General features: G+C 54.1%; 18 protein-coding genes and 1 tRNA gene. 9 read left to right on the top strand and 10 right to left on the bottom strand.

From position 1 onward, the window contains the following. Nucleotides 1-81 precede the first annotated feature (81 nt). Both RID21_RS24625 and msrA read left to right on the top strand, forming a co-directional pair. Nucleotides 82-1,287, top strand: a complete 1,206-nt coding sequence (locus RID21_RS24625; protein ID WP_350193532.1) for an acyltransferase family protein — start codon at nt 82-84, stop codon at nt 1,285-1,287. A 111-nt stretch (nt 1,288-1,398) separates the two neighbouring features. Next, nucleotides 1,399-2,130 carry a peptide-methionine (S)-S-oxide reductase MsrA gene (gene msrA, locus RID21_RS24620; RefSeq protein ID WP_350193530.1) on the top strand — a complete coding sequence of 244 codons (732 nt, stop codon included), beginning with the start codon at nt 1,399-1,401 and terminating at the stop codon, nt 2,128-2,130. Between the two features lie 30 nt (nt 2,131-2,160). Here msrA and RID21_RS24615 read toward each other — a convergent pair whose 3' ends face one another. The 3 genes from RID21_RS24615 to RID21_RS24605 all read right to left on the bottom strand — a co-directional run bounded on the left by RID21_RS24615 (nt 2,161) and on the right by RID21_RS24605 (nt 4,252). Then, nucleotides 2,161-3,387 (bottom strand): GNAT family N-acetyltransferase, encoded by a 1,227-nt coding sequence (locus RID21_RS24615; RefSeq protein WP_350193528.1) that lies wholly within the window; start codon nt 3,385-3,387, stop codon nt 2,161-2,163. Nucleotides 3,388-3,883: 496 nt separating this feature from the next. Further along, a complete protein-coding gene (locus RID21_RS24610; RefSeq protein WP_145181383.1) occupies nt 3,884-4,087 on the bottom strand; it encodes a YqaE/Pmp3 family membrane protein in 204 nt (67 codons plus the stop codon). 91 nt (nt 4,088-4,178) lie between these two features. Further along, nucleotides 4,179-4,252: transfer RNA gene (locus RID21_RS24605), tRNA-Ile, on the bottom strand. Between the two features lie 272 nt (nt 4,253-4,524). Between RID21_RS24605 and RID21_RS24600 the strand changes: the two genes are divergently transcribed. Further along, the gene (locus tag RID21_RS24600; RefSeq protein ID WP_350193526.1) at nt 4,525-5,610 is read left to right on the top strand and encodes a sialidase family protein; all 1,086 of its coding nucleotides are present in this window, start codon (nt 4,525-4,527) and stop codon (nt 5,608-5,610) included. Here RID21_RS24600 and RID21_RS24595 read toward each other — a convergent pair. The 3 genes from RID21_RS24595 to RID21_RS24585 all read right to left on the bottom strand — a co-directional run bounded on the left by RID21_RS24595 (nt 5,607) and on the right by RID21_RS24585 (nt 12,211). Then, nucleotides 5,607-7,676: a CehA/McbA family metallohydrolase gene (locus tag RID21_RS24595; RefSeq protein WP_350193524.1), complete on the bottom strand. Its 2,070-nt coding sequence runs from the start codon at nt 7,674-7,676 to the stop codon at nt 5,607-5,609. The genes RID21_RS24600 and RID21_RS24595 overlap by 4 nt on opposite strands. A 57-nt stretch (nt 7,677-7,733) precedes the next feature. After that, nucleotides 7,734-11,249, bottom strand: a complete 3,516-nt coding sequence (locus tag RID21_RS24590; RefSeq protein WP_350193522.1) for a PVC-type heme-binding CxxCH protein — start codon at nt 11,247-11,249, stop codon at nt 7,734-7,736. 110 nt (nt 11,250-11,359) lie between these two features. Continuing rightward, nucleotides 11,360-12,211, bottom strand: coding sequence for a 3-keto-disaccharide hydrolase (locus RID21_RS24585; RefSeq protein WP_350193520.1), 852 nt, complete (start codon nt 12,209-12,211; stop codon nt 11,360-11,362). Nucleotides 12,212-12,480: 269 nt separating this feature from the next. On the opposite strand from RID21_RS24585, the gene RID21_RS24580 reads away from it, so the two are divergent. Together RID21_RS24580 and RID21_RS24575 are read left to right on the top strand one after the other, a co-directional pair. Further along, nucleotides 12,481-15,294 (top strand): PSD1 and planctomycete cytochrome C domain-containing protein, encoded by a 2,814-nt coding sequence (locus tag RID21_RS24580; protein WP_350193518.1) that lies wholly within the window; start codon nt 12,481-12,483, stop codon nt 15,292-15,294. Between the two features lie 7 nt (nt 15,295-15,301). Beyond that, nucleotides 15,302-16,723 (top strand): DUF1501 domain-containing protein, encoded by a 1,422-nt coding sequence (locus RID21_RS24575; protein WP_350193516.1) that lies wholly within the window; start codon nt 15,302-15,304, stop codon nt 16,721-16,723. 9 nt (nt 16,724-16,732) lie between these two features. On the opposite strand, the gene RID21_RS24570 is transcribed toward RID21_RS24575, so the two are convergent. Then, nucleotides 16,733-17,170 carry a GNAT family N-acetyltransferase gene (locus RID21_RS24570; protein WP_350193514.1) on the bottom strand — a complete coding sequence of 146 codons (438 nt, stop codon included), beginning with the start codon at nt 17,168-17,170 and terminating at the stop codon, nt 16,733-16,735. 215 nt (nt 17,171-17,385) lie between these two features. Here RID21_RS24570 and RID21_RS24565 point away from each other — a divergent pair, with 215 nt between their 5' ends. From RID21_RS24565 to RID21_RS24550, 4 genes are all read left to right on the top strand, one after another. Further along, entirely contained in the window at nt 17,386-17,916 is a 531-nt protein-coding gene (locus RID21_RS24565) for a sigma-70 family RNA polymerase sigma factor (protein WP_350193512.1), read from the top strand. Further along, nucleotides 17,916-19,544: a FecR domain-containing protein gene (locus RID21_RS24560; RefSeq protein ID WP_350193510.1), complete on the top strand. Its 1,629-nt coding sequence runs from the start codon at nt 17,916-17,918 to the stop codon at nt 19,542-19,544. Before RID21_RS24565 ends, RID21_RS24560 begins: the two co-directional genes overlap by 1 nt. 57 nt (nt 19,545-19,601) lie before the next feature. Then, nucleotides 19,602-20,627 carry a DUF1559 domain-containing protein gene (locus RID21_RS24555; protein WP_350193508.1) on the top strand — a complete coding sequence of 342 codons (1,026 nt, stop codon included), beginning with the start codon at nt 19,602-19,604 and terminating at the stop codon, nt 20,625-20,627. Between the two features lie 98 nt (nt 20,628-20,725). Continuing rightward, a complete protein-coding gene (locus RID21_RS24550; RefSeq protein WP_350193506.1) occupies nt 20,726-21,190 on the top strand; it encodes an Ig-like domain-containing protein in 465 nt (154 codons plus the stop codon). A gap of 17 nt (nt 21,191-21,207) precedes the next feature. Here RID21_RS24550 and RID21_RS24545 read toward each other — a convergent pair whose 3' ends face one another. From RID21_RS24545 to RID21_RS24535, 3 genes are all read right to left on the bottom strand, one after another. Further along, nucleotides 21,208-22,923, bottom strand: coding sequence for a Na/Pi cotransporter family protein (locus RID21_RS24545; protein ID WP_350193504.1), 1,716 nt, complete (start codon nt 22,921-22,923; stop codon nt 21,208-21,210). A 112-nt stretch (nt 22,924-23,035) separates the two neighbouring features. Then, nucleotides 23,036-23,839 carry an SDR family NAD(P)-dependent oxidoreductase gene (locus RID21_RS24540; protein ID WP_350193502.1) on the bottom strand — a complete coding sequence of 268 codons (804 nt, stop codon included), beginning with the start codon at nt 23,837-23,839 and terminating at the stop codon, nt 23,036-23,038. A 28-nt stretch (nt 23,840-23,867) separates the two neighbouring features. Next, nucleotides 23,868-24,881, bottom strand: a complete 1,014-nt coding sequence (locus RID21_RS24535) for a Gfo/Idh/MocA family protein (protein WP_145181371.1) — start codon at nt 24,879-24,881, stop codon at nt 23,868-23,870. Nucleotides 24,882-24,961: the final 80 nt, after the last annotated feature.

Raw genomic sequence — 24,961 nt, 5'->3', positions numbered from 1 at the left:
TCTAAATCAACTTCGATGGATATATATAAGCATACCCGCCGCGTTTCACAAACTGTCCACAACCATTACAGGCACTCCTGGATGAACTCACCCTCCGTTCTCAGCGCGGTGGAACCGGTCGAAGTATGCACGGCATCTGATTCGTCGCGGTCCTCAGCCCCCCGTTTTTACTACATGGACTCCATGCGATCCATCCTGATGCTGCTGGGAGTCGTCCTGCATGGGGCATTGATTTACTCTGCCACAGATCACTGGATCGTCTCCGATTCCCATAACTCGATCTTCTTTTCGCTGCTCGATTCAGTCATACACGTATTCCGGATGCCGACGTTCTTCATTATTGCCGGCTTGTTCTCGATGATGAGCCTGCAGAAATACGGCATTAAAGTCTTTACCCAGGTCCGGCTTGTTCGCATTGTCGTCCCGCTGTTGAGCACAGCACTGTTCGTTAACACGCTGGAGCTTTATTTCCGCACGACCGTACTGCACCACGAGCCGATGTCGTTGGGGCACTTCCTGACCCGGGTCCTGCCCCAACTCTGGTTGAGTGGGCAGTGGGTCTCACACCTCTGGTTCCTGCTGACGCTCCTCCAGTTCTTCGCCGTTGGGATCAGCTTGTTTCTGCTCGCCAGCTATCTGCCGAAATGGACGCAGATGCGTCCTCTGGTCGCAGGTATTCGTAAAAACTGTTATTTCCTGCTGCTGATCCCCTGTGCCGATCTCCTGTGGAACGTCGCTGCCAAAATCGCTCCGAATCTCTTTCACGGCTCCCTCTGCTGTGGGCTGTTGAATCTGGAAGATTTCATCACCTTCCTCCCCTACTTTCTGCTGGGACTCTGGTTATTCAAGGACAAGACACTCCAGGACGAGTTCCATCGCATCGCCCGCTGGGAGTGGGGCATGCTGCCTCTGGCGGTCCTCGTGTATTACCTGGAAGAGAATGCCCATGGTTTTAATACAGAAAGTCTGCTCCGCATCTATTCCTTCGGCGTCATTTGTGCCCTCGCCAGTCATATCTGCTACGTTCTGTTTTATCGGTTCATGAACCGGGACTCGCGTGTTTTCCGCTATCTCTCAGATGCTTCCTATTCGATTTACCTGCTCCACCATATCTGTGTGGTGATCTTTGGCTATCTGCTGCTCAGTTCCACAATCGCCATCGGTTATAAATTTCTGGCAGTCGAGATCGCCACGTTCGCGGTCACGCTCTCTCTGCACCATTTTCTGATTTTAAAGGTCCCGCTTCTGCGGTTCCTGTTTAACGGAAAAAGGACTGTTCGCTGCTGAAACAGGTTTCACCCTGTCCCTGTCCGGTCGGATTGCCTAAAATGAAATCAGTCGCTTAGAATATGACAGACTGCTTACATTCAGGCACTTTCGTAAAGGGATTTTACTCCAATGACGTTTTCACAACTGCCTCAACTGGCTCTCGTTGTCTTATCGATCGCTACCCTCTTCACACTGCTCACGGCTTGTGAAAATTCCATCTCCAGGGAAGATCGCCCTGTCGCGATCGCCGAAGAACAGCCCCAATCGGAAGTGAAAATGGTTGCCCACGAAGCAGATGACGGTCTGGAAGTCGTTACCCTCGGCTCAGGCTGCTTCTGGTGTACGGAAGCGGTTTTCCGTGAACTCAAAGGGGTCAAGTCTGCTGTCTCCGGCTATTCGGGAGGCGCAGTCCCCAACCCGACCTACAAAGCCGTCTGTACCGGCACCACCGGTCACGCAGAGGTGATTCAGGTCACCTTTGATCCTAAAGTGATCCCCTTCACTGATATCCTCAAAGTCTTCTGGGAAACACACGACCCGACCACGCTTAACCGCCAGGGAGCAGACGTGGGAACACAGTATCGCTCCGCTGTCTTCTATCACAATGAGAAGCAGAGAGAAGAAGCGACCGCTTACAAGAAACAACTCGATGAATCAGGACAATTCAAAAGTCCCATCGTCACTGAAATCACCGAGTTCCAGAAATTCTATCCCGCCGAAGACTATCATCAGGACTATTTCAAACTGAATCCGAACCAGCAGTACTGCCAGTTCGTGATCCGCCCCAAACTGGAAAAGTTCCGCAGCAAGTTCAGCGAAAAGCTGAAGTCCGAAGAGAACACCAAAGAGAAGTCAGAATAATCTACTCTGATAATGAGACAACTTGACGTCTCAACCCTTTAATCCACTCTTCACACGATCAGAGGTGGTTCCTGCCAGCGCTTCCCGCTTGCCCGGAGTGGGCAGGGACGGATTGTCCTGGAATTCGGGATCCGGAGCTTCTCCACTGGAGAACCGGTCACGAAACCAGCCGGCCACCTGATGGCTCAGTTTGAGAACATTCGCAATCGGCGAAGTGGGCGAGTAGTACACGTAGCGATAGACATTGTCCATCGAGGTGTACCAGTACTTCTTGGCACCGACTGCCCCGTAACCCATATCCATCACCTGGTCGCCGCGGTCCATGCTGTCGTGCAACAGGCGCCCGATCAGCAGACGCCCCAGGCCGTTGCTGGAAAGTTCGGAATCGTAACCCATCCGAATTCCATCAAGATACCCGTTGAGATGATAATTATAACAGAACGCAGCAGGTTTACCTGAGAGGTAAATCAGATTCAAATCGACTGCTCCCGCCCGGATCGCACTCGCATACGAATCGCGAAAGAACTGCGACACCTTTTCATGGGTGATCGTCGTTCCGCTGGTAGAGGAACCCTGCCAGCTCTTAAGCGCGATCTGTTCGCACTGCTCGTACAAGTCCCAGCGCGGATCAGCCTCCCCCCGGGCTTCTCCCCCCGGACGGTAACGAAAAAATTCGATATCTCCATCCTCGGGCACCTTACGCTCAGCACGCAGATAGGTCTGTCGCGCCTTCTTGGGACGTGACTTGAGGTAGTCATCCCAGCTCTGATTCAGATCGATGAACATCGTCTGGTTCCAGAGGAACTTTTCAAATACCAGACCATTGGTTGCCAGTGCCCGTTCCGTCGCTCCCCGATCGAAACTGTCACTATCCACACAACGCAGATCAATCATGTCCCAGTCACGCCGCGACTCGAGCAGGTATTGTAAAGCTGTGGTCATTGTCTGCTCAGGACAGGCGGTAGAAGGACCGTAAATGCTACCCCAGTCATCAAAAGGATATGTCACGATGCGACAGGTTCCGAATTTGGATTTGATCCGGCGGATACACAACGGCACAATGCCTGTTACTTCTCCGTCGTCCCGAATCACGAGCACGCGTAATTTCTGATCTTCGGCAAAGTGGGTCCAGTAGTCCCGCAGCCATTCCAGCGAACGATAAAAGGAACCGCCCGGCGTCATCGCCAATAATCGAGTCCAGTCCTGATGATAGTCCAGTAACGCATCTACCTCATTCAGTTCGATCACATCCGACATTAATTTTCGGCCCTTGTATCTGCTCTCCGCTTTTTCTCTGCACAGGCAATTCAGCCCACTTCCCTGATCGCAGTTAAGTGCGGTAAATACCTCAGTTTAATCTGCAGAAACCGTCCACCATTCCGAGCAGCAAACAGTCTCCACACACGCTATGAACTTAGCCCACGTACAGTGTCCGACGAAAAGAAAATAAGCTCAATCAACCAGAAACCAAAGAGGTGTCGAAAGAGGGAGTCGGGTTATAACAGTTTTGTGAATGAACAGGTCATGCGACACTTTAAAGACATTCTGATCAAGTTAGCACAGATGGAATGTACGCTTCCTGACGTGCATGAAATGTGCGGGAAAACACTGCAGAGAGATTGACACACATCATTGATCAAGAGGGATTCAGCTGCTGATTCAGGAAAGCAAGCCTGTTAGAACACAGTCGACTCACCCCAGATCGTCAACATTGGTGCGCAGTTCAAGAAATGAAGGCGAGTCGTTACCAGCCTTACTCCTTCTTCTTGTCTGCCGACATCGCTTCGACCAGCAGTCGATTTCGCTGGTCTGCTTTATATTCATTGACCACCATGATGGCATGAATCATTCCCGGCAGCCAGAACAGCAGGGTCAGAATGACGTTCAAGATAAACTGGAAAGGCTTCCCCGCCAGCAGGACGGCGAGGGGTGGAATCACAACTGCCAGAAAATACATCTCACTCTCCAGTCTCACGAGTGCCCGATGGACAGACTCCTGATTCACGAAATTTTAGAGACACAACCTTCTCACCAGAAAGCGAGAAAAATAGGGCCGACAGGACTCGAACCTGTAACCAACAAATTATGAGTTTGCTGCTCTAACCGATTGAGCTACGGCCCCGAATTTGGTTTCTGACTTAGATTGGATCGTGCAGTTCAGTAGGGACATCAAACCTGAAATCGGCCGATGCATATCTGTGAACCGGGTGGCTGATAGCTTACTGGAGACTCCAATGAGTGTCAAAGCAACAGGCTGCGAAACACACGATCCTGTCTCACTTTCGGTCAAATGAGCCTCTCTGTTGATCTCTGACACCAGAGCGGGTAAACAGGATCGTAGCACAATCGACTTTTTTGAGATTTCCTCAGCCACTTCCGGGAGGCACGATTCGAATGGTTCAACGCTCTTTGATCCCTGTTTTGAGTCTCTACCTGCTGCCTGGCCTGCTTCTGCTGTCCCTCGGTCTCACGACCACCCGGGCGGAAAAAGCGACTCCGTCTGCTCCCACCCGCGTCGGTACGGTCAAAGGAGGACACGTCCACCCTGCCCTCTGCCGGGCTGCGAACGGGGATCTGCTCGCCGTCTATAACGAAGATGGCGGCGGGGGAAAAGAACTACTCCTCTCCCGCTCGACCGATGGAGGGGTGACCTGGTCTACGAGTCGACCGATCCCTTTCATTAAAGACTGCTCCATCTATCCCGGCTCTCTGACCACTCTCCGCAGTGGCGAAATCGTTCTGCACTGGTCCTGCTATCGCATCGATGGGAAACGCCGCTGGCGGGTGCCTCAATTCTGCACCTCACGCGATCATGGCGTCACCTGGTCCCCCGTCACCGAAATTCCTCTGAACGACCATACCAACTATACCTGCCTGCGGCATCCGATCCTCGAACTCGACAGCAACCACTGGGTCTGCCCCTTCTATGATCGAACCGTGATCTACAACCGGACCTCCAATTCCGTCACTCCCTTCGGCGATGGACGAAACCATGGCATGGTCCCCCTGGTAAGAACCGCGACAGGTACCCTCATCAGTGGTGCTCCACAAAGCGAAGCCCCCGTACCGGTGGGCAAGCCGGGCCAGATGGTTTACGGCCTCCGCTCGACCGATCAGGGACAAAGCTGGCAGGCAATGCATAACCTCCCCTATTTCGGTGTCGCCGGCTACGACCTGAATGTTCTGAAATCGGGTGACGTCGTACTCACTTCCATTCTGTACGGCGTTGGCCGCGATGACGAATGGGCCTACGAACTGACGCTCTCTCACGATGAGGGAAAATCCTGGGACACCGTGAACTCCGTCATCATTTATAACCCGGGACGCCCCATCAAAGGTCGCGGCTGGCCTCGTACCGTGCAGATCGACGACCAGACGCTGGGTACGCTGTTTTATGACCTCGATCCCAGGCAACCGGATGGTCCCGGCGTCTTCTTCATGCGCACGCCCCTGTCGGCTCTAAAGTCAGACAAACACTAGTTGCTTTGAAGCGCGATCTGACTCTTCCGCCAGGCAGCACCATACAGGGCAAAGCCCAGCTGCACCGGTTCCGCCGCCTGTCTAAGTGCCGCAGTCAACTCTGGATCAAAGGGAGAAACACCACGCTGCCGCAACAAACTCGCGGCCTGCAGAATCACCGCCCAATCGTATTTTGCCAGGCCCTTAAGTAACTCGGGCAAATTCTCTCCCTGCTGTTTCACCAGTCGTTCGGCAGACACGACTGCCGGCGTACGCTGACCGTCACCGTCCGCGTCAATCCAGACCGCCCCGGTCGAACCCACAACCTGTGACTTAAACTCCGGAGATTCCGGCTGATAAGGCTGCGCCATCGGCCAGAAAGGGGCAGACACACCCGGCCCCGTCGCTATCGCCACCAGGTGACAGTCCTCGGAACGCGGTTCCAGCTTCCAGGTCCCCTGCCACTTCACGCCTCCCCCTGGCTTTGATTTAATCTCTTCGCTGCGGATGAGCTCTCCGTTCGCATACAGGTCGATTCGCTCCGCACTCACCCACGCCGGACCGGAGACTGTCAGCGAGACTTCCAGATCATTCAACGCAGGCACCAGTTCCCCGGGGCCATAGTGGCCATTGACCTTGATCCGCGTGAACAGCCCATAGGACAACAGTACCTTACCATCCACGAAATTCTGAATCGTCCGGGCGGCATCAATTTTCCCCGGATCCTGATCGTCCGCTTGAATGTAAGTCCGCGACTGCCCCACAATATATCGGCTCACATCGTGCGAATCGCTGCACCCCACGGGCGTCAACATCACACCCCGGTTCAGTTCGCCGAACCAGTCGCGATACAGCTGCAGCACATCGGTCTGAGTTGCTCCCGAGTTGATGATCTCCATCGCATTCGCCCGGAGTTGCCAGTTCTTCAGACTTTCCCCCGTCAGACCAATATGGTTCTGCGGTCCGAAAGGTCGGTAATTCGAATGAATGTCACGAGCATGATTCAGAATTACCGCCTTCACGTTCGGCGTACCATAGATGCTCTTGAAAATCGCCTCCCAGCTCATCAGCTTATAATCAGGGATTGGTCCCCCCTCCTGCACGGAAAAGACATTGAAGTGCCCCAGCTTGGTCGTCACCTCATTGCCGATGACTGGCGTAAAATATTTCCGGACGTGCAGCTTGCGGGCCAGCGGATCGTAGTTGATCTGCTTGTTATGATCGGTGGCGATGGGAAACTCAATCTGCTCTCCCGCCAGCGTGATCATTCGCTCTTCCATCGAACAGTCGCCATGCCCGGAATGGGTAAACGTATGGATGTGCGTATCACAGCTGACATAGCCGCTCGTATCGACTTCGCGATCGATCTTGAGCTGAACCTGTTTTGTCTCCCCCGCCTTGAGTCTGATTTGCTGCTCCGCCACACCATATTCAAATCCGCGGCCGGCATAAATCGTATAGGTGCCCGCCGGCAGCTGGAACTGTGCCTTCCCCGTACTGGTATAAATCACGCCGGTCCGCACCGCGTGTTCCGCATTCGACTCTGCCGACGTCGCCACCAGCGTTCCTGCTGGGTCAACAATCGTCAGCCGACAGGGCACCGGTTTTTTACTGTCCCCCTCAACGACACTCACAGAGACTGTCGCCCCTGCCAGCACCCTGGATCGGTCTTCAGGAAACAGCACAATCTCGCCCACGCGAATATCATCCGGAGTCAGTTTCCCCGCCTGAAATATCCGCAACCGGTTTTCTCCCGCTTTTACCAGTCCCTCAGGTACCGGCAGCAGGAGCTGTTGATCGTTCTCATCCCGCGTCAGCTTGCCCAGCACGACGCCGTTCAATTCGACATTCCAGCCCTGCTTTACATCCTGCTGTCGCAACTGCAGAGTGGATTTCCCCTGAACTGCTTCCGCCTTGAATGGGACCGACAGTTCCGTCTTGGGTGTCCCTTCCGGGAAGGTCGTCCATTCCCGTTCGCCTGAGTGCCGCAGATGCACCAGCTTCGAAGAAATCACTATCGCATCATTGGCCGAGACCAGGCCGGTGCCCGCCAGCCAGCAGCACAGAGTCAGGATTTTCCATTTCATCGTTGAAAACGCTTCGAAAAAGAGAATGAAGTTGTATGTGGAGCAACCGGAAGAACATCAGCGATGGGCGGTTGCTTTCTTTGTACTCTGCAGCAGGTAGGCCAGCAGGTCATGCAGTTGCTGTGGGGTGAGGATCTCCAACAGGTTGGCCGGCATCAGCGACAGGGGCGACTGTTTCTGTTCCTCGATCTCATCCTTCGCGATCTGAAATTCTTTTCCCTGGTTATCGACAAATACGATCACCGCTCCCTCTTCCCGTCGCTTGAGGCCTGTAAAGACACGCCCCGCATCCGTGATCACGGTGCTCGTGCGGAAATTAAGATCGACCGCTCGATTCGGATCGAGCACGTCTTCCAGCAGCCGTTCCAGCCCCCGGTTGCCGATCCCATCCAGTTGCGGCCCGACCAGAGCTCCTTTACCGTTCAGTTGATGACAGACCGCACAGTTCTTCTCAAAAACCGCCTTCCCGTTTTCCAGCGACAGTTTAAAACTGCCGTGCGATTGAAAATGTTTAGCGATCTGCTGCTGCGTCTCTTTGCCTCGGGGAGGCAATCCGTTGATCAGCTTCTCTAACCGCTGTTTGAGCTCAGTACTGTGCGACTGTTCGATCTGATTCCTGATAGTGGGGCTGCTCAACAGTCGCGGCGCAGCGATCCCTTTTTCCGCGAGGGTGAGTAACAGCTCACTCCCCCCGGCCCGTTGACAGAGTGCTTCGGCCAGTCGGGTTTGTAGTCGACCTGGATAAGTCTTGAAAGCCTGCTGTAACAGAGGTTCCAGTTGCGTTTCATTTTTTTGAATCACGGCTCGAATCACGCTGTTCTGAAACGAATCCGTTGACGGAACCGATTCGACCGGGAGTGGGAACAGGGGCTGAAACGCTTCTGTCCCATCCAGTTTGATCAGGGCCTGAGCCAGTTCATCCTTCAGTTGGGGATCCAGACGCTCACGTGAGAGCCAGGCCGCCAGATTCTCACGCTCGTCGTGCAATTGAAACGTCTTGACCAGCAAAGCGGCTGCCGACATCCGTTTAATCTGCTGTTGCAGACCTTCGTGAGGTACGGAGACCACAGCAGGCTCAAATCGTCCCACCGCCAGCCAGGCATATGCTCTCCCTGTGTCCCCATCGACGATTTCCAGAAAACCCTGCTCTCCCGACACATCTTTCAAATCCCAGTTCACTTTTTGTGCCATGTCATTGCGCGGTGCCAAGGCCTTCCTGAGCACACTCCCATCAGTTAATCGACGGAGTTGCACGTGATTCAAACCGTTATGGGGTTGCTTCGGGAAACCGGAATGCCCGGCAATATAAAACTCGAGTTGGTCAGGAATATTGAAGTCCGTAGAAACCAGTCGGCCGGTAGTACGTTCTCCTGTGGGCAGACTACTGAAAAAAGAAGCTGCTTTGACACCATCAGCAGAATCACGCTGTTGTGTCACCCAGGGAGTTTCGGAGTATTTCTCTGACACAGGCACATTCACCCATTGCAGTGGCTGGTCTTTGACAGAGTCCAGCAGTTGGGCTGCCAGCACCGCTCCCCATTCCTGGAGTGACTGATCAAACGCCAGCCCTTTCTGCTGATATCCCTGCAGCACTGCTTTGATAATTTCCACCTGCAGATCGGGCTGACCAGCCAGTTTTGTCCGTGCCAGTTGAATCAGTGCCGACAGTTTCTCGGCTGGTAGATAACGGACAATGTGACGAAAATAAGCCGGCAGATCGCCGGATGCCACCGGTTCATCCTGCAGAAAACGGACCAGATACAAGGCCGCCTGTTCGGTCGGAACCGCCAGCGAGAGTTCGGCCAGTGTTTCCCTCTGCGACGGACTCAGCGCATCCCAGTCCAGCTTCTCCAGCAGGGCCGGTTCGCGGATCTGCAACATCAGCGCGCGGCGCACAACATAGTCCAGATGATTGTCTTCCGCCGGTACCCGGGCTTTGAGTGCAAACAATGGCGACAGGTTATTCAGATTCGGATGCAAACCCAGCCCCTCCGCAGTCGCACGCTGGACGAAGGCATTCTCATCCTGCAAGGCGTGCACCGCCAGCAGGCGCTGCTGTTCTTGCCACGACTGTTTCTCGGCCAGCATCCTGGCTGCATGAATGCGAACCAGGTCGTCCTTGCTCTGTAGTCCCAGTTGCAGCAGTTCATCAATCAAAGCATCGCGGCGGAACAGAATCCACATCGCATGCACGACAATCGTCGGTCGTCTGGCATCCACGACAGCCTGCTGCAGCGGCGCGATCACTTCGACGCCGAACTGATCGGTCAGATAATCGGTAATCAGCATCCGTGTCGTAAGGTTGGTTGATCCCAACTCTGCGATCAGATCGGGAATACTCAACTTCGTATAATCTTCGAGCAGGTGCTCCTTGCCGGTGGCGACGATCCGCCAGATCCGTCCTCGATGACGATCGCGTCCCGGATGATCCAGAGGGACTTCGTAATGACCGATGATCTTGTTATAAAAATCAGCGACATAAATAGCGCCGTCCGGACCAAGTTGAACGTCCACTGGTCGAAACCAGGGGTCGGTGGTCGACAGAAAATCGGGTTCTTCCTGCGCAATAATGGTCGATCCGTGGTAGACGGGAGTATTTCGATTCAATCGGCTCGTCATCACATTACCGCTCAGAAAGTTACCCTGATATTCCGCAGGAAACTGATCTCCAGAAACAACAGCCAGCCCCGCAATTGCAGTGGAACCATGCAGGTGTTCCATCATCGGTTTGACAAAACCAAGTCCGTCGTGCGGCTTCCCGAAGCTCGGATAGTAACCGCCCCGCAGAATCTGATAGATGGGTTTGGAGTGACAGTCCGCTGTAAACAGGTTCCCCATCTCATCAAATGTGGAGCCAAAGGGGTTCACCTGCCCGTGCGTGAAATGCTCAATGCGGGAACCGTCCAGCCGCATCCGATAGGTATTCCCGGACTGCATTTCAATCGTGTGTCCATCGCTACCACTGACACGGGTTTGATTGTTAAACCCGTGATTCGCATACAGCCAGCCGTCAAAACCCCGTCGAAAGGAATTGTTCATGCCGTGCGTATCCCGTTCGAAACCCATCGGCCCGAACAGCTTTGTCACCCGATCTGCTTTGTCGTCGCCATCGGTGTCTTCATAATACGATATATCCGGAATGCTGAATGCAATCACGCCATTCTTGCAGGGATACAGACCGATGGGAATATTCAGCCCTTCCGCGAACGTGGTCACCTTGTCGTAGCGGCCGTCACCATTCGTGTCTTCCAGAACTTTGATCGTATCCTTACCCGGTTTCCCATCCTTAACCGGATACGGATACTCCGAAGAATCGGTGACCCACAATCGGCCGCGAATATCAAACGCCATATTCAGCGGTTTCTGTATCTCCGGTTCCGAGGCGACCAGTTGCACTTCGAACCCGGGTGGAACGGTGAAACTCTTCAACTCTGCCTGAGGCGTCAAAGGGTCGGTGGGGCGAATGAATTCTCGAAAGGGATCTTTATGTTCCTGGGCCATAAGGTTACAAGGCAGCCAGAGACTGAAAGCCCCAAACAGGCACAGCCAGGAAGTGCGGAGCGTCTGCATCATTGTTGTATCACCTGCGCTGGATCAATGAAAATACCCGCCTGCCATCTCATTTAACGAGACAGCCGACGGGTTCAATCCTAAATGATACATAAAGCAGAATCAATCTGTAGCTAATCAAGTTCCTTGATGTAAATATTACGGAACTGCATCAGACTGCTGGCCGGGCTGAAAGTACCATCTTTCAGTTTTCCTCCATGATGCTGCAGCGCAATCGGACCTTTCTCGGGCACGTCGGGCAGTTGGGCATTCTCGAGGACCATCTTGTTATTCAGAATCACGGTCAGACGATCCTTGACCATGATGATGATGAACTTGTTCCATTCTCCTACAGGATTATCGGCGTTCACTTTGGGAGTCACACCGGCCCGGACTTCCGGAGCAACCGACTGATTGCGGCGGTACGAGTAAACTTCTCCAGATCCGATCGGCCAGCACCAGATATTGACCTGGGCTTTGGGAGTTCCTCGCAGGTAAATACCTGAATCAGCATTTGGCAGTTCAACGGTGATGACTTTGCCGTCCGCGTCTTTCAGTTCCGATCCATCTGACAGCACGATCGGAACCTTATACAGACCGGTCGTCTCTTTGATCCGCCATTCCATACTTAAAATGAAATCGCCGTATTCTTTCTCGGTCCAGAGATTTTTATCTCCCTTGGATTCACTCTGAGCGTCATAGTCGATGACACCATCTTCAACTTTCCAGTGCCCGTTATCCCCTTCCGGCACTTTCCAGCCGCTCAGATCTTTTCCATTGAACAGAGAAGTGTACCCCGGATGCAGTTTGTCTTCGGGTGGAATCTCGACAATGGCACCATCTGTAACCGAACCAGGCTTTACTTCCAACTGTTCTTTCACCTGCTTCTTGACTTTGTTCTGTGCGGGGAGACTTCCCTGAGAGAACAGACTCAAAGCAGTGCATGCACTCAGAATTATTAACGACTTATTGAGCCGGATATTCATGTTTTTCCTTTTCCTGTTGTTGGGCGGGACACAGCAGGCTTCACGCACTGCCGGGATGATTCTCTCCTGCTATCCTATCGCATGCCTGTGCGCCTTCCCACCCAAATTCGTAACTTTGTTTAGAGAAAGACAGTGTAACTTTGTCGGCGCCAGACAAAGTCATAGATCAACAGAAATTGATTTCTCTCTGCTGAGCAAGTAATCTGTAGACATCAATGTCTGTGCTTTCTGTTCTCTGGAAATCACCCGAACCTGAAAGAGACTGATTCATGCGTGCGCTCACACTTCATGATACCTTGAGGCTTTTGTTCCTTCTGGGGTCTGGTCTGCTCTGCAGCTTCCTGTCGCCGGAATCAACGGACGCAGAAGAAACAAAGCTCACGCCGCAGGAAACATTCTTCCTCCGCAAAGTCCGCCCCCTGCTCGAACTAAAATGTCTGGGCTGTCATGGTGCTACCCCCGACGACATCAAGGGGGAATATAACATGCTTACCCGCGCGGCACTGATCAAAGGGGGCGAATCGGATGAACCCGCGGTGATCATCGGCAAACCGGAAGAAAGTCCCTTCTGGAACGCCGTCACCTGGAAAGATGACAGCATCCAGATGCCGCCACAGGAACGAAACCGCCTGAGTGATACGGAAATCGATGTTATCAAACAATGGATCACAGACGGTGCCGTCTGGACTGACAAGAGCCTGCCTGCCCCAAGTTCGAGTGACGCCAGTTCTACCCGGGAAATCGTCATGTCTACTTCCGGCGGTCAGTCTCCCACCTGGACGAATCGGACTTACGAACCGGAAGAGGTATGGGCCTATCAACCAATCCAACGACCGGACGTCCCCTGGCAGGCCCTGACGAAAACGCCTGCTTCCCAACGGCATCCAATCGACGCCTTTATTCAGCGTAAGCTCCAGGAAAAGAAGTTAACTTCCTCTCCCCCCGCTGACCGCAAAACGCTACTCCGACGGGCCAGTTATGATCTGACCGGACTTCCTCCTTCACGTGACAAAATCGATTCCTTCACGAATCAGAAATCCTCCGAAGCCTGGTCGCAGACCATTCAACGTCTGCTGGACAGCCCACACTACGGCGAACAGATGACCCAGATGTGGATCGACATCGTCCGCTACGCCGACACCAGCGGTTTTGCCAACGACTACGAACGTCCCAATGCCTGGCGTTATCGCGATTACCTGGTACGCAGTTTCAATGCTGACAAGCCTTATAATCGTTTTATCATTGAACAGCTCGCCGGTGATGAACTCGATCCCACCGATCCTGAAATGCTGATCGCCACCGGCTTCCTGCGGAGCGGCCCCTGGGAACATACCGGCATGAGCGTCGCCGCGGTGACCCGCCAGCTGTTTCTGGATGACATTACACAAAGTGTTGGCGTCAGTTTCCTGGCACACAGTTTTCGCTGTGCCAAATGCCATGACCACAAATTCGACCCCGTCCCCACCCGCGACTACTATCGCATTCAGGCCGTCTTTGCCCCCGTGCAGTTCGCCGACCGTAAAGTCGCCTACCAGCCATTTGAAAACATCTCCGGCTTCGACCATATGAAGGTTCGCACGGAAAAACTGCTTGCCGAGACCAAAGCACAGCAGGAACAGTTCAAGCAGAAGACCGACGCTGCAATCGCAGCCTGGCTGAAAGAGAACGGCTACAAAAACCTGAAGCAGGTTGCCGCCGACAAACGGCCACCCCTTCGCTGGTTTGGCTTAACCGAGCTCGAAAAGAGTCTGTTCAAAATCAACAACAAACGCATTGACTACTTCGAGCGGGAACTCAAACGCTACGAACCGTACTGCTTCAGCGTCTATAACGGTCCGTCGAATAACTTCCGCTCCACCAAAGCGGTTAACCTGATCCCCGGCCCCAAACAACGTAAAGGTAATGTCGAAGAGATTTTCATTCTCGCCGGTGGTGCCATCACCGCTCCTACGGATAAAGTCACTCCCGGCGTACTCAGCGCTATGGCGGGTTCCAATGACCGTCAGAGCCCCAACGCCTGGAATACCATTCCCAATACAGCCGATGGACGACGACTCGCACTGGCCCGCTGGATTGCCAGTTCGAACAACACACTCACCGCCCGTGTCATCGTCAACCGCATCTGGCAGATGCATTTCGGCACCGGTCTGGTCGCCACCCCCAACAACTTCGGCCAAAAGGGCGCTAAGCCCTCTCATCCCGAACTGCTGGACTGGCTGGCGACCTGGTTCATGGATCACGGCTGGTCAATCAAACAGCTGCATCACCTGATCATGACTTCCAACACTTATCAGCAGAGCAGTCGACCTATCGATGCGGAGCTGGTCTCGAGCCTTGATTCCAGCAACCAATGGCTCTCCCACTTTCCGACACGTCGCCTGACTGCCGAACAGATTCGCGACTCGTTGCTGACAATCACGGGTGAACTGAATCCGGAAATGGGCGGTCCCGGTGTCTTCCCGGAAATCAACTGGGAAGTCGCGCTCCAGCCTCGGCACATCATGGGTTCGGTCGCTCCCGCGTATCAGCCCATGCCTGAACCGAAACAGCGCAATCGCCGGACTCTATACGCCTTCCGCTACCGAACGCTGTCCGATCCGATGCTCGACGTTTTCAATCGCCCCGGAAGTGAAATTTCCTGCGAACGTCGTGACGAAACCACTGTCACTCCCCAGGTCTTTGCTCTGTTTAATGGGCAGTTCACCCATGATCGTGCCATCGCTCTGGCTCATGAAATCAGTGAGAAAAACCTGGCACTGCCTGAGGCCGTTTCGCAGGCCTTCCAGCAGGTGACGCTCCGTGCGCCTACTCCAGAGGAACTGCAACTGGCGTTGACGCATGTCAAAGAAATGCAGGACTACCACACCGCCCGTCCCACGAAACCAATTCCGCTTCCGCGGGAAGTCAAGCGGTCGATGATCGAAGAATTGACAGGTGAGTCTTTTACCTGGACCGAAAAGCTGGATCTGACTGAAAACTATATTCAGGATCTCAAACCCTGGGATGTCGACGCCGAAACCCGGGCGCTGGCCGAACTCTGCCTGGTCCTGATGAACTCCAACGAATTCATTTATCTGCGGTAACACAAATATGCACCGATTACAACGACGCGATTTTCTCTATGGCATGAGCGCCAGTCTGGGCACCGTCGCTTTCAATGCGCTGCTGCAGGCCGAACAGAAAACAGAGCCGAAGCAGCAGAACCTGATCGACGGACCGCCGCTCGCCCCCCGCGATCCGCATCTGAAACCGCGAGCCAAAGCCTGTATCTTTCTGTTTATGGAAGGTGGTCCCAGCCACATCGACACCTTCGATCCCAAGCCGGCCCTGGAAAAGCTGCACCTCAAAGAATTCGTTCGCGAAGACAAACAGGTCTCCGCGATGGCCAGTGGCAAACGTTACTATATTAAAAGTCCGTTTCAGCATCACCAGGCAGGCGAATCGGGCATTTCACTCAGCGAGCATTTCTCGCACCTCTCGGAAGTTGCCGATGACCTCTGCGTCTATCACGGTCTTCAGGCCGAATCGATCAACCACCCGACCGCCTGCTACCACATGAATACCGGCAACCGATTCGGCGGTGATCCCGCGATCGGCTCCTGGATGACCTATGGTCTGGGCACCGAAAATCAAAACCTGCCCGCGTTCATCGTCCTCCCCGAAGTGGCCTACCCGCAGGGAGGCGCTGCTAACTGGTCCAACGGGTTTCTGCCCGCTTACTTCCAGGGAACCGCACTCCGTTCAACGGGCTCACCAATTCTCGACCTGAATCCGCCCCCGAATGTTACCCGCGCGACTCAGCGAAAAAATCTTGATCTGCTGGCGAAATTAAATCAGCAGGATCAGCAGCGGCATCCGCACGAAGAGGTTCTCGCAGCCCGCATGGAATCATACGAACTTGCATTCCGGATGCAGACCCAGGTTCCGGATATCATCAACCTCGAATCAGAAACCCAGCAGACTCAGGACATGTACGGTCTGGGACAGAAAGAGACCGACAGCTTCGGTCGCCGCTGCCTGCTGGCGCGGAAACTCGTCGAATCGGGAGTGCGTTTCGTGCAGATCTACGCCGCCGGCTGGGATTCGCATGACTTTCTGGAACGTTCTCACAAAGCCCGCATGCAGGCCGTCGATCAGCCGATTGCGGCCCTGCTGAAAGACCTCAAAGCACGCGGGCTGCTGGATGAAACGCTCGTCGTCTGGACTGGGGAATTCGGTCGCTCGCCCGACAATGGCATCCGCAGTGGCAGACAGGCCGCCGGTCGGGACCATAATGCGAAAGGCATGGCCATGTGGCTGGCGGGGGGGGGCGTCAAAGCCGGTCATCGCATCGGGGCCACCGACGAAATCGGCGACCATGCCGTCGAAGTCGTCAACCCGATTCGTAATCTACATGTCACACTCGAACACATCATGGGGCTCGACGACAACCAGCTGACCTACTTCCACGAAGGCCGGTTTAAAGTCCTCAGCCAGACCGGGGGCGCTGTGATTAAAGAGCTGCTCGGCTGAGCGATCGCATCAGTCAGCAGCAATCACTTTCGTCATGCGTTGATGTGGAATCGTCACCGAAATGAACTCATCCCCCTCCGGGGTGTAGCCCAGCTTCTCATAAAAGCCGACCGCTTCCCGCCGGGCATCAAGCTCCACAACCTGGAACCCTTGCTTTACCAGACAATCTTCTACCGACTCAATCAAACGCCTGCCAATCCCCTGCCCCTGACACTCATTCGACACCGCCATCTGCCTCAGTTTAGCCCACCCTGTTTTCAGAGGCACAGCGAGAACATATGCCACCAGCCGATCCGATTCAAACATTCCGAAATGCAAATATTCCGCTTCACCGGAGAGATCTTCCTGTAACAGATTCATCCCGAGAGGGCGCCGTAAAATGGTATTCCTGAGTTCGCAAGCCTGTTGATATTCGTCGGACTGCCAGGAGATTTCTCTAAATTGCATGTCGCTACCTCTGCTGTTCGTAAGTTACTGCAATTACTTAGGATAGATAATACACTTATTAAAAATGCTCGAAATCAATGTACCGTTGACGATCAAATTGACAGAAAACCACAAAAAACTCGATTTTCCGCGGCTAATTTTGGCCCCCTCACGCTGTATTCACTATGGGGTTCCCCAAAACTTCTCTCGTCGCGTTCCAGTGAGAGGTACTTTTTATGGCGGTAGCAACCGACCGCACAACTGAATTCATCATGCTGTTCTCCCGGCACAGCCAGAGAATCTACCGGTTCATCAGATCGCTGGTAGATAATCGAACTGATGCCGAAGAGATCTATCAGAATACGTGCACCGTACTCTGGGCCAGGTTTGATACGTTCGAAACCGGATCCAATTTCTGGGCCTGGAGTTGTCAGATCGTTCGATATGAAGTCCTGAATTATCGTCGGCGTCAAAATCTGGAACGACATATTTTCTCTGACGAATTCTATAACCGGGTCGCGGAAAATGCCATGGTCTCTATTGATGAACTGGATCAGCAGCAGGCAGCATTATCAGTCTGCTTTGAACTATTGACCGATCGGCAGCGGGAAGTGCTGGAGAAAATCTACGAACCCGATGCCAGCCCCATCTCGGTGGCCCGGGAACTGAAACGCACCCCTAATGCCATTTATAAAATAATGCGTCGCGCGCATGAACTGCTTTTGAGCTGCATTCAGCGTCGCCTGAATTCAGGGGATCTATTCTGATGCTGTCTCCTCAGGAACAGGAAGAATTGATGCACCTCTGCTGGGAATACCAGTACGGTTCACTCAATCCGCGACAGGCCGCACGACTGGAAAAAATGGTACTCAGCCATGACGCCGCCCGCGACCTCTTCGTGCAGTATGCTGGCATGTGCGCCAACCTGGAATGGGAAGGCATTGTCGATCCCGGTCCGCTGGGACGATCGACTACCTACGATCCTCTCCCCTCTGGAGAATTGCGCACGATCCCCGACTACCTCCCGGAAAAACAGGGAAACCGGAGATGGGCACTCCTGCTCAGCTCAGCCACGCTCTTCGCATTTTGCCTGCTGGGAGTTGGCTACCTGGTTTATTCCCAAGCGAATCGCCAGAATCCTCCTGCCTATCAGGCACAAATCATCCGGCTCCAGGAGGCACACTGGGCGACAGGCAAGCGAAACTGGCTACAAAATCAACGCCTGCGCACCGGAGATCAGCTCCACCTGGAGCAAGGTCTTGTCGAACTGGAAACGGTTTCCGGCGCCCGGATCGTTCTTAAAGGACCTGCCCGACTGAATGCAATCGGCCCTGATCAGTTCCGTTTAAACCAGGGCCATCTGTTTGCACATGTACCTCCCGCTGCCCGAGGCCTCACCATCGAAACTCCCACTTCGCGCGTCATTGACCTGGGAACACGTTTCGGCCTGGTCGTCAATCCGTCCCATGAAACCGAGGTGCATGTTATCCAGGGACTTGTCCGGTTTAATCTGCTTGACACAGCTCGTGAAATCACAGAGACGCAGGATCTGACCGAAAACACAGCTGTTCGGGTACAACCTGAATCGGAAACGATCACCCGAATTGAAGCTTCACCCGAAATCTTCGTACAGAACCTGGCCAGAAACGAACCCCGGATCGTTGCCCACTGGAAACTCAACGAACCAGAATCATCCGTCACGGCACGCGACTCGGGAGATCACCAACTGGATCTGAATGTCATGGCTGAAACAGGACATTCTCCCTTTACAGGCAAACCGGCGCCACATAATTCTTCAACTGCAGCCGGACCGTTTCGATCACAGTTACATAAACTGTTTCGGACGCTGAATACCACCGAAGCAGAACTATTCGATCTCAAGCGATTCACAATCACGCTCTGGGCACGCAACCCCAGCCGTGATCGCCAGGGGGACTCCGACACACTGTTTCATTATCGTAATACCCGACTGCACAGCACCTCTCAATTGAACCTGTACTCCGACAGCAACTCAGGCAGACTGGGCTTCGGTTTTCTGGATGCGGCGAACCAATATCATTCCTGGCAAACCAATCAGAATATTCGCTGGGATCAAGATCGCTGGTACCGGATTGTCTTCACTTACGATGCCAACACCCCAGCTCCGAACGACAGTATTGTGACGTACACACGCACCCCCGAATTTGCTGCTACCCCCGATTTGCAGCAGACATTTACCAATATCCAAGACATTCTGCCTCTCTCACCGGGGGGAGTTCTGGCGGTGGGAGGCTCCACGCTTACCGACATCTCCCGGCACTGGGGAGGCGAGATTGCCGACGTACGGTTTATTCGAGGCATCCCCGACCGCTTCTCAGATTCGCAGGCACAACCAGCGTTGATCGCAGATCCATAACGGTCGAGAACGGTTCTCGCCTGGCCTTTATATTTTTTTTATCGAAACAGGAATCCAATGAAACCATCAAAATCCCGACGCGGCTTTACGCTCATTGAGCTGTTGGTCGTCATCGCCATTATTGCCATTTTAATCGCACTACTCCTGCCCGCAGTCCAGCAGGCGCGTGAGGCTGCCCGACGCAGCACCTGTAAAAACAATCTCAAGCAGATGGGACTGGCGTTGCACAATTACCATTCCACCCACGGAATGTTTCCCGCCAGCCGAATCGGTCCCTATGAAAGCACCTGCACGACCTGTGGGCCGGACTCCCGCTTCAGCACTTACGTCCCTTTACTCCCCTACCTGGACCAGGCCCCCCTCTACGAACAGATCACAGGTAACCTGGGATCGACGTCCTATGTCTGGAACACAGGGTTTTCAGCTTACAAAACCAAACTGGCTATTATCATGTGCCCGTCCGACGTCGACACAGGTGACATCACCACATTAGGTCAACATAATTACCTGTTCTCGGTAGGCGACCAGTACAGCAATCTCGAAACGAATTCATCCGGTGCTCTGCGGGGCGTATTTGGTTTCCGGACCAGTGTCCGCATGCGGGATATTATCGACGGCACCAGCAACACGGCAATGGTCTCAGAATGTGTGCGTCCCCCCGGAGCGGGCTCCCTGACACCGGCCAACACGTTCGGCACCAACTCCACCAGCAACACCACAAACCCATCTGCCTGCCGGGCCAGTTTTGTGAACGGTGCTTTTACCACTGGGCTGCTGGACCGGAACCGCTCACTGGGAACGCGTTGGACCGATGGACGCGCAGGCTATATCAACTTTAATACCATCCTGCCTCCCAATTCGCCGGTCTGTAATGGACAGACAACATCGGGAATCTTACCTCCCTCCAGCAGACATGTAGGGGGCGTCCACTTATTGATGGGAGATGGCGCGGTCCGCTTTATCAGTGAGAACATCGATACTGGTAATATAGCTGCATCGCAGGTCACTTCAGGTAAAAGCCCCTATGGTATCTGGGGCGCACTGGGCTCCAAGAACGGAGGAGAAACGGTAGGGGAATTCTAATAACTCTACTTTTGTCGAACTGTTAACAGGGGAGGAACCTGCTCCGGTTTCTCCCCCTCCTGCTTCGAATCAATTCTGGTCTGAAGGATAAATACTCAATGCGTTACTCTGCTATGCCGCTCCTGTTACTTTCCATGCCCGTTTTGATGATGTCCTGCTCTGGGTCCAGTGAAGACAAATGGACCGAGCAGCGTCCCGACACATTTCCCGCGTCCGGTATCGTCACCTTCGATGGTAAACCACTGCCCGAAGCAACCGTTGTTTTCCAATCCACGGGGGGCGAACCACAAGCTGCAGTAGGTCGCACTGATGAAAATGGCGAATTCCAGCTGCGCACTTTCACAGACGGTGACGGTGCCATCGCTGGCGAACACAAGGTCACTGTGATTTGCTCCAGAACCGAAGGTCCACCGGAGGGAGCCAATCTGGATGAGGCCAATGTGGTCATCCAGGAAGTCTCATTGATTCCCGATAGATATGCGGATCCAGCCAAATCAGGACTGACCGCCAGTGTCACTCCCGGGCAGGAAAATAAATTCACATTTCATCTCGATAAGGAATGATTCCGGTCACTAAGCCATCATTCCACTTCGTCCCTGCTGTCGATTTGCAGGGACGTTTTTTTATCTTCGCTTCCTTGCTCCTCATCCTCAGATCGGGAATCTACGGCTTTCGTATTATTAATTTCTGCAGGTTCTATGTCCGACTGACCATTGATGATCCGCGCACTCTGCAGGTGATGCACCGTTCGCCAGAGATGGTAACTGATGCGATACAGCCAGCGATAAGCGTCCAACTGATTGAGTACATATTCAAAATCATCCCCCGATCGGGACGCGGCCTCGGTAAACCGGCGTCGGACCGATTCCTGGTCCTGATCCAGTTCGCGCGCACAGTCTTCCAGCGGCTGCTCGTCCATCAGTTCGCTACGATCCTCGAAGGCGATTTCTGTGTCATCTAACAGTTTCGTCAACCGTGTTACGACCTTTTGCAGATCTTCCACATCAGCAGCCGCATCCAGACGCTCGATTTCCTTGAAGCGTCTTGTCAGGCGCCTGATGTGGTCCAGTGCCAGCACGACTTCCTGGTAACAACGCAAGGTCTGCGGATCCGATTTCGACACGTTGACCCGCCTCAGATAATCTTCGGTAATTGTCAAGGTCTCATGCGTCTGTTCCATCATCGAGGAAATATCAGCCCGGTCTGCCTCATTTGTAAACAACCCGTGAAACAGGTGCAGGACATCCTGAAAGACTTCGGTCAATGTCGAGCGCGACGCTTCAATCGCTACGTTAGGAGTCTGGATGAATGACTCTTCCAGACGTTCCACCTGGTCATTCACCGCATCAGGCACCAGCCAGCAGAGGACGCGAATTACCTGGCTGGATAACGGAGCCAGCATCAGGATCCCCAGCAGATTAAACAGGCTGTGAAACAGGGCCAGTCCGATTTCCGGGGAGAAACGATCCCCCTGATTCACATAAGATTGCCAGCTCCACATATAGAGTGGTATCAGTAAGTAAGCCACGCAGGCGGTCGTTGTATTAAAGAGAACATGCGCAAATGCGGTTCGCCGCGCCGTCACCGAACCACCCAGTGTGGCGATCACCGCGGTGACGGTCGTCCCCATATCGAAACCGACCACCATCGCGACCCCCTGCGTCAGCGAAATCGTACCGGTATGCACGGCGGTAATTGCCATCGCCATTCCCGCGCTGGACGACTGCGTGACCATGGAGACCCCCATGCCGATCAAAATCAACAGGATGCGCCCCAGCCAGTCATCTGTGGGAAACGATTTCGGCGTCACCGTATCTGTCAGTCCCGACATCCCGGCCTGCATGTTATCAATGCCGACAAAGATCAGACCAAAGCCAGCCAGTGCGAAACCGATCATCCCCACCCGCTTGCGGGCAAACATGTACATCAGAGTGCCGACCAGAATCAGGGGAAAAGCGATCTGTCCCAGCTTCAATTTGAAACCAAAGACCGCCACGATCCAGCCCGTCATCGTTGTCCCCAGGTTGGCACCAAAGATGATCCCCAGCGACTGTGATAAAGAAAGCAGCCCCGCACTTGCGAAACCCACCGCGGTCACCGTAGTAGCACTTGAGGATTGCAACACAGCCGTGACGATCGCTCCGGTAGCGATTCCGCTGGGCATGTTCTTTGTGAATTTCGCGATCAACCGGCGGATGGTATCCCCCGCCAGTTCCTTCAGGCCGTTGGTCAGGATGACCATCCCCAGCAGGAACAGTCCCAGGCCTCCAAGTGCGTTGAGAATCTCTAAACCCATAGATCGTCCGGCGGTGTACAATCAAAGCGCGTAATTCAGACTCAGCTGATTTCAGTTCATTTGAATCAGCTATTGTATCAGAAAACACGATCAGATCGAGGCTGTTTTCCATCTACCACGCGGTCCAGCCACCATCGACCAGCAGGTTCTGGCCTGTGATATAACTGCTCGCCTCGCTCGCCAGGAAGACGACTGCTCCCTTGAGTTCGGCCGGTGATCCCATGCGGCCCATCGGACTGTGCTCGCTCAATCGTTCCGCCAAGCCTGCGGGTGCTTTCTCGGAAGGAAACGGCCCGGGGCTCAGGCAGTTAACCCGCACGCCATCCTTGGCCCAGTAGACCGACAGGTGCCGCGTCTGATGAATCAGCCCTCCCTTCATCGTGTGATAGGCCACGGGACTGGCTGCACAGATTCCCTCGTACGCTTCGGGATAAGAGCCGACCACGCCGTACATCGAACCGATCATGATCACGCTTCCCCGGGCTTCTCGCGCGACGAGGTGATCACGCAGTTTGCGGGCCAGCAGAAAATAGCCAGTCGCATTCTGCAGGTGACGGTTGAACGCGTCTGCGGTGACATTCCGCCAGTCTTCCCCCACTGGATCATTGCCGTTATTCACCAACACGTCGATCTGGCCGGCGGCATCGAGTGCTGCAGCAAACCCCTCTTCAATCGAGTCGGCTTCCATATGATCCAGGGCGACTCCCAGGTGCCCCACGCCGTTAGGATCCGGCAGTTCCAAAGCCGTCTGTTCAGCCCGCTCCTGGCTGCGGCTGCTGACCACCAGCCGTGCCCCGGCTTCGGCCAGTCCCCGCGACATCGCACCGCCCAGGTAACCACTCGCACCGGAGATTAAAATCGTCTTACCGGTAAGATCAAACAGCTGCTGTATCGTGGGTTCATCACTTGGTTGCATAACGAATCCTGTTTTCAGGTAGAAAAACTCAATGGGTAAGGTAGTGCGCCGGTTCGACCCAGGCACGCTGTTCGACAGATTCCAGAATTGAAAGATTGACCGCCAGCGTCTGCAGTCCTTCTTCCAGCGAACAGAGCGGCGGACAGAAATCATCGAGATAATCGAGAAAGGCACTCGCCTGTCGCGAAAAGAGTGTATCCCGTTCCAGCGTTTCCTGGTAACCGACGACCCACTCCCCCTCCGGCTCGGTGACATGACGGTACCAGCTTTTCTGATACTCAAATCGGAGCATGCCCCGTTCGCAGATCACGGTAATACTCGATTCATTCGCCGGTTGATGCTGATTCAGACTGAAGTTACCCAGCACACTTCCCTGACGGGTAATCACGTGCACGGTGTCTTCCACGTCCACACCTTCCAACACCTGATGTGCGTAGTCCGCCACCAGGGCTTTCACCGGTCCCACCAGGTATTCGCCAGCATTCATCGAATGCGTCAACGCATCCTGCACCGCCCCTCCACCGGTCGCGCGCGACTTGTAATAGATGTCGCGATACGCGGGCCGATAGGTGGGAAAGTTCTGACCGGAAACGACAACCAGTTCTACCGGTTTGCCATAGCGGCCCGTATCCAGATCCGCTTTCATCGCTGCCAGCGCGGGATGAGCGCGATAGACATACGCGATTCCCGCTTTTTTCTGTTTCTCTTTCAGCAGCTTCTGCAGATCGGCCACACCGTCCACCGACGTGCTCAGGGGCTTTTCGATGAACACGTCCAAACCCGCTTCAACGACCCGTTGCGCCATTTGAATATGCAGGTGTGCTGGAGTCGCGATGACAGCAAAGTCATGTGGCTCCGCCAGTGCCGAGTCCAGATCCGCATACTGAGTTTTCACAGAGTATCGCTCGGCGACCTGCTGACGCAGGTCGGCATTCAGTTCACAAATCGAGATATCGACACGGTCCGTCGCCTGGAAACAGCGCAGATGCCTTTCTCCAATTGAACCGACTCCGACTACCAGTAATCGTCTACGCTCTTTCATGATTTACTTCTCAGGAACCAGAGGGGTGGGAGCAAGCGCTTTTCGCAGAAACTCAGATTTCGATTTGGGGGCAGCTCTAC

It is taken from the genome of Gimesia sp., from assembly GCF_040219335.1.
Lineage (GTDB): Bacteria > Planctomycetota > Planctomycetia > Planctomycetales > Planctomycetaceae > Gimesia.
Note: the sequence above shows the minus strand (reverse complement) of the source record. Positions and strands in the feature narration are given on the sequence as shown.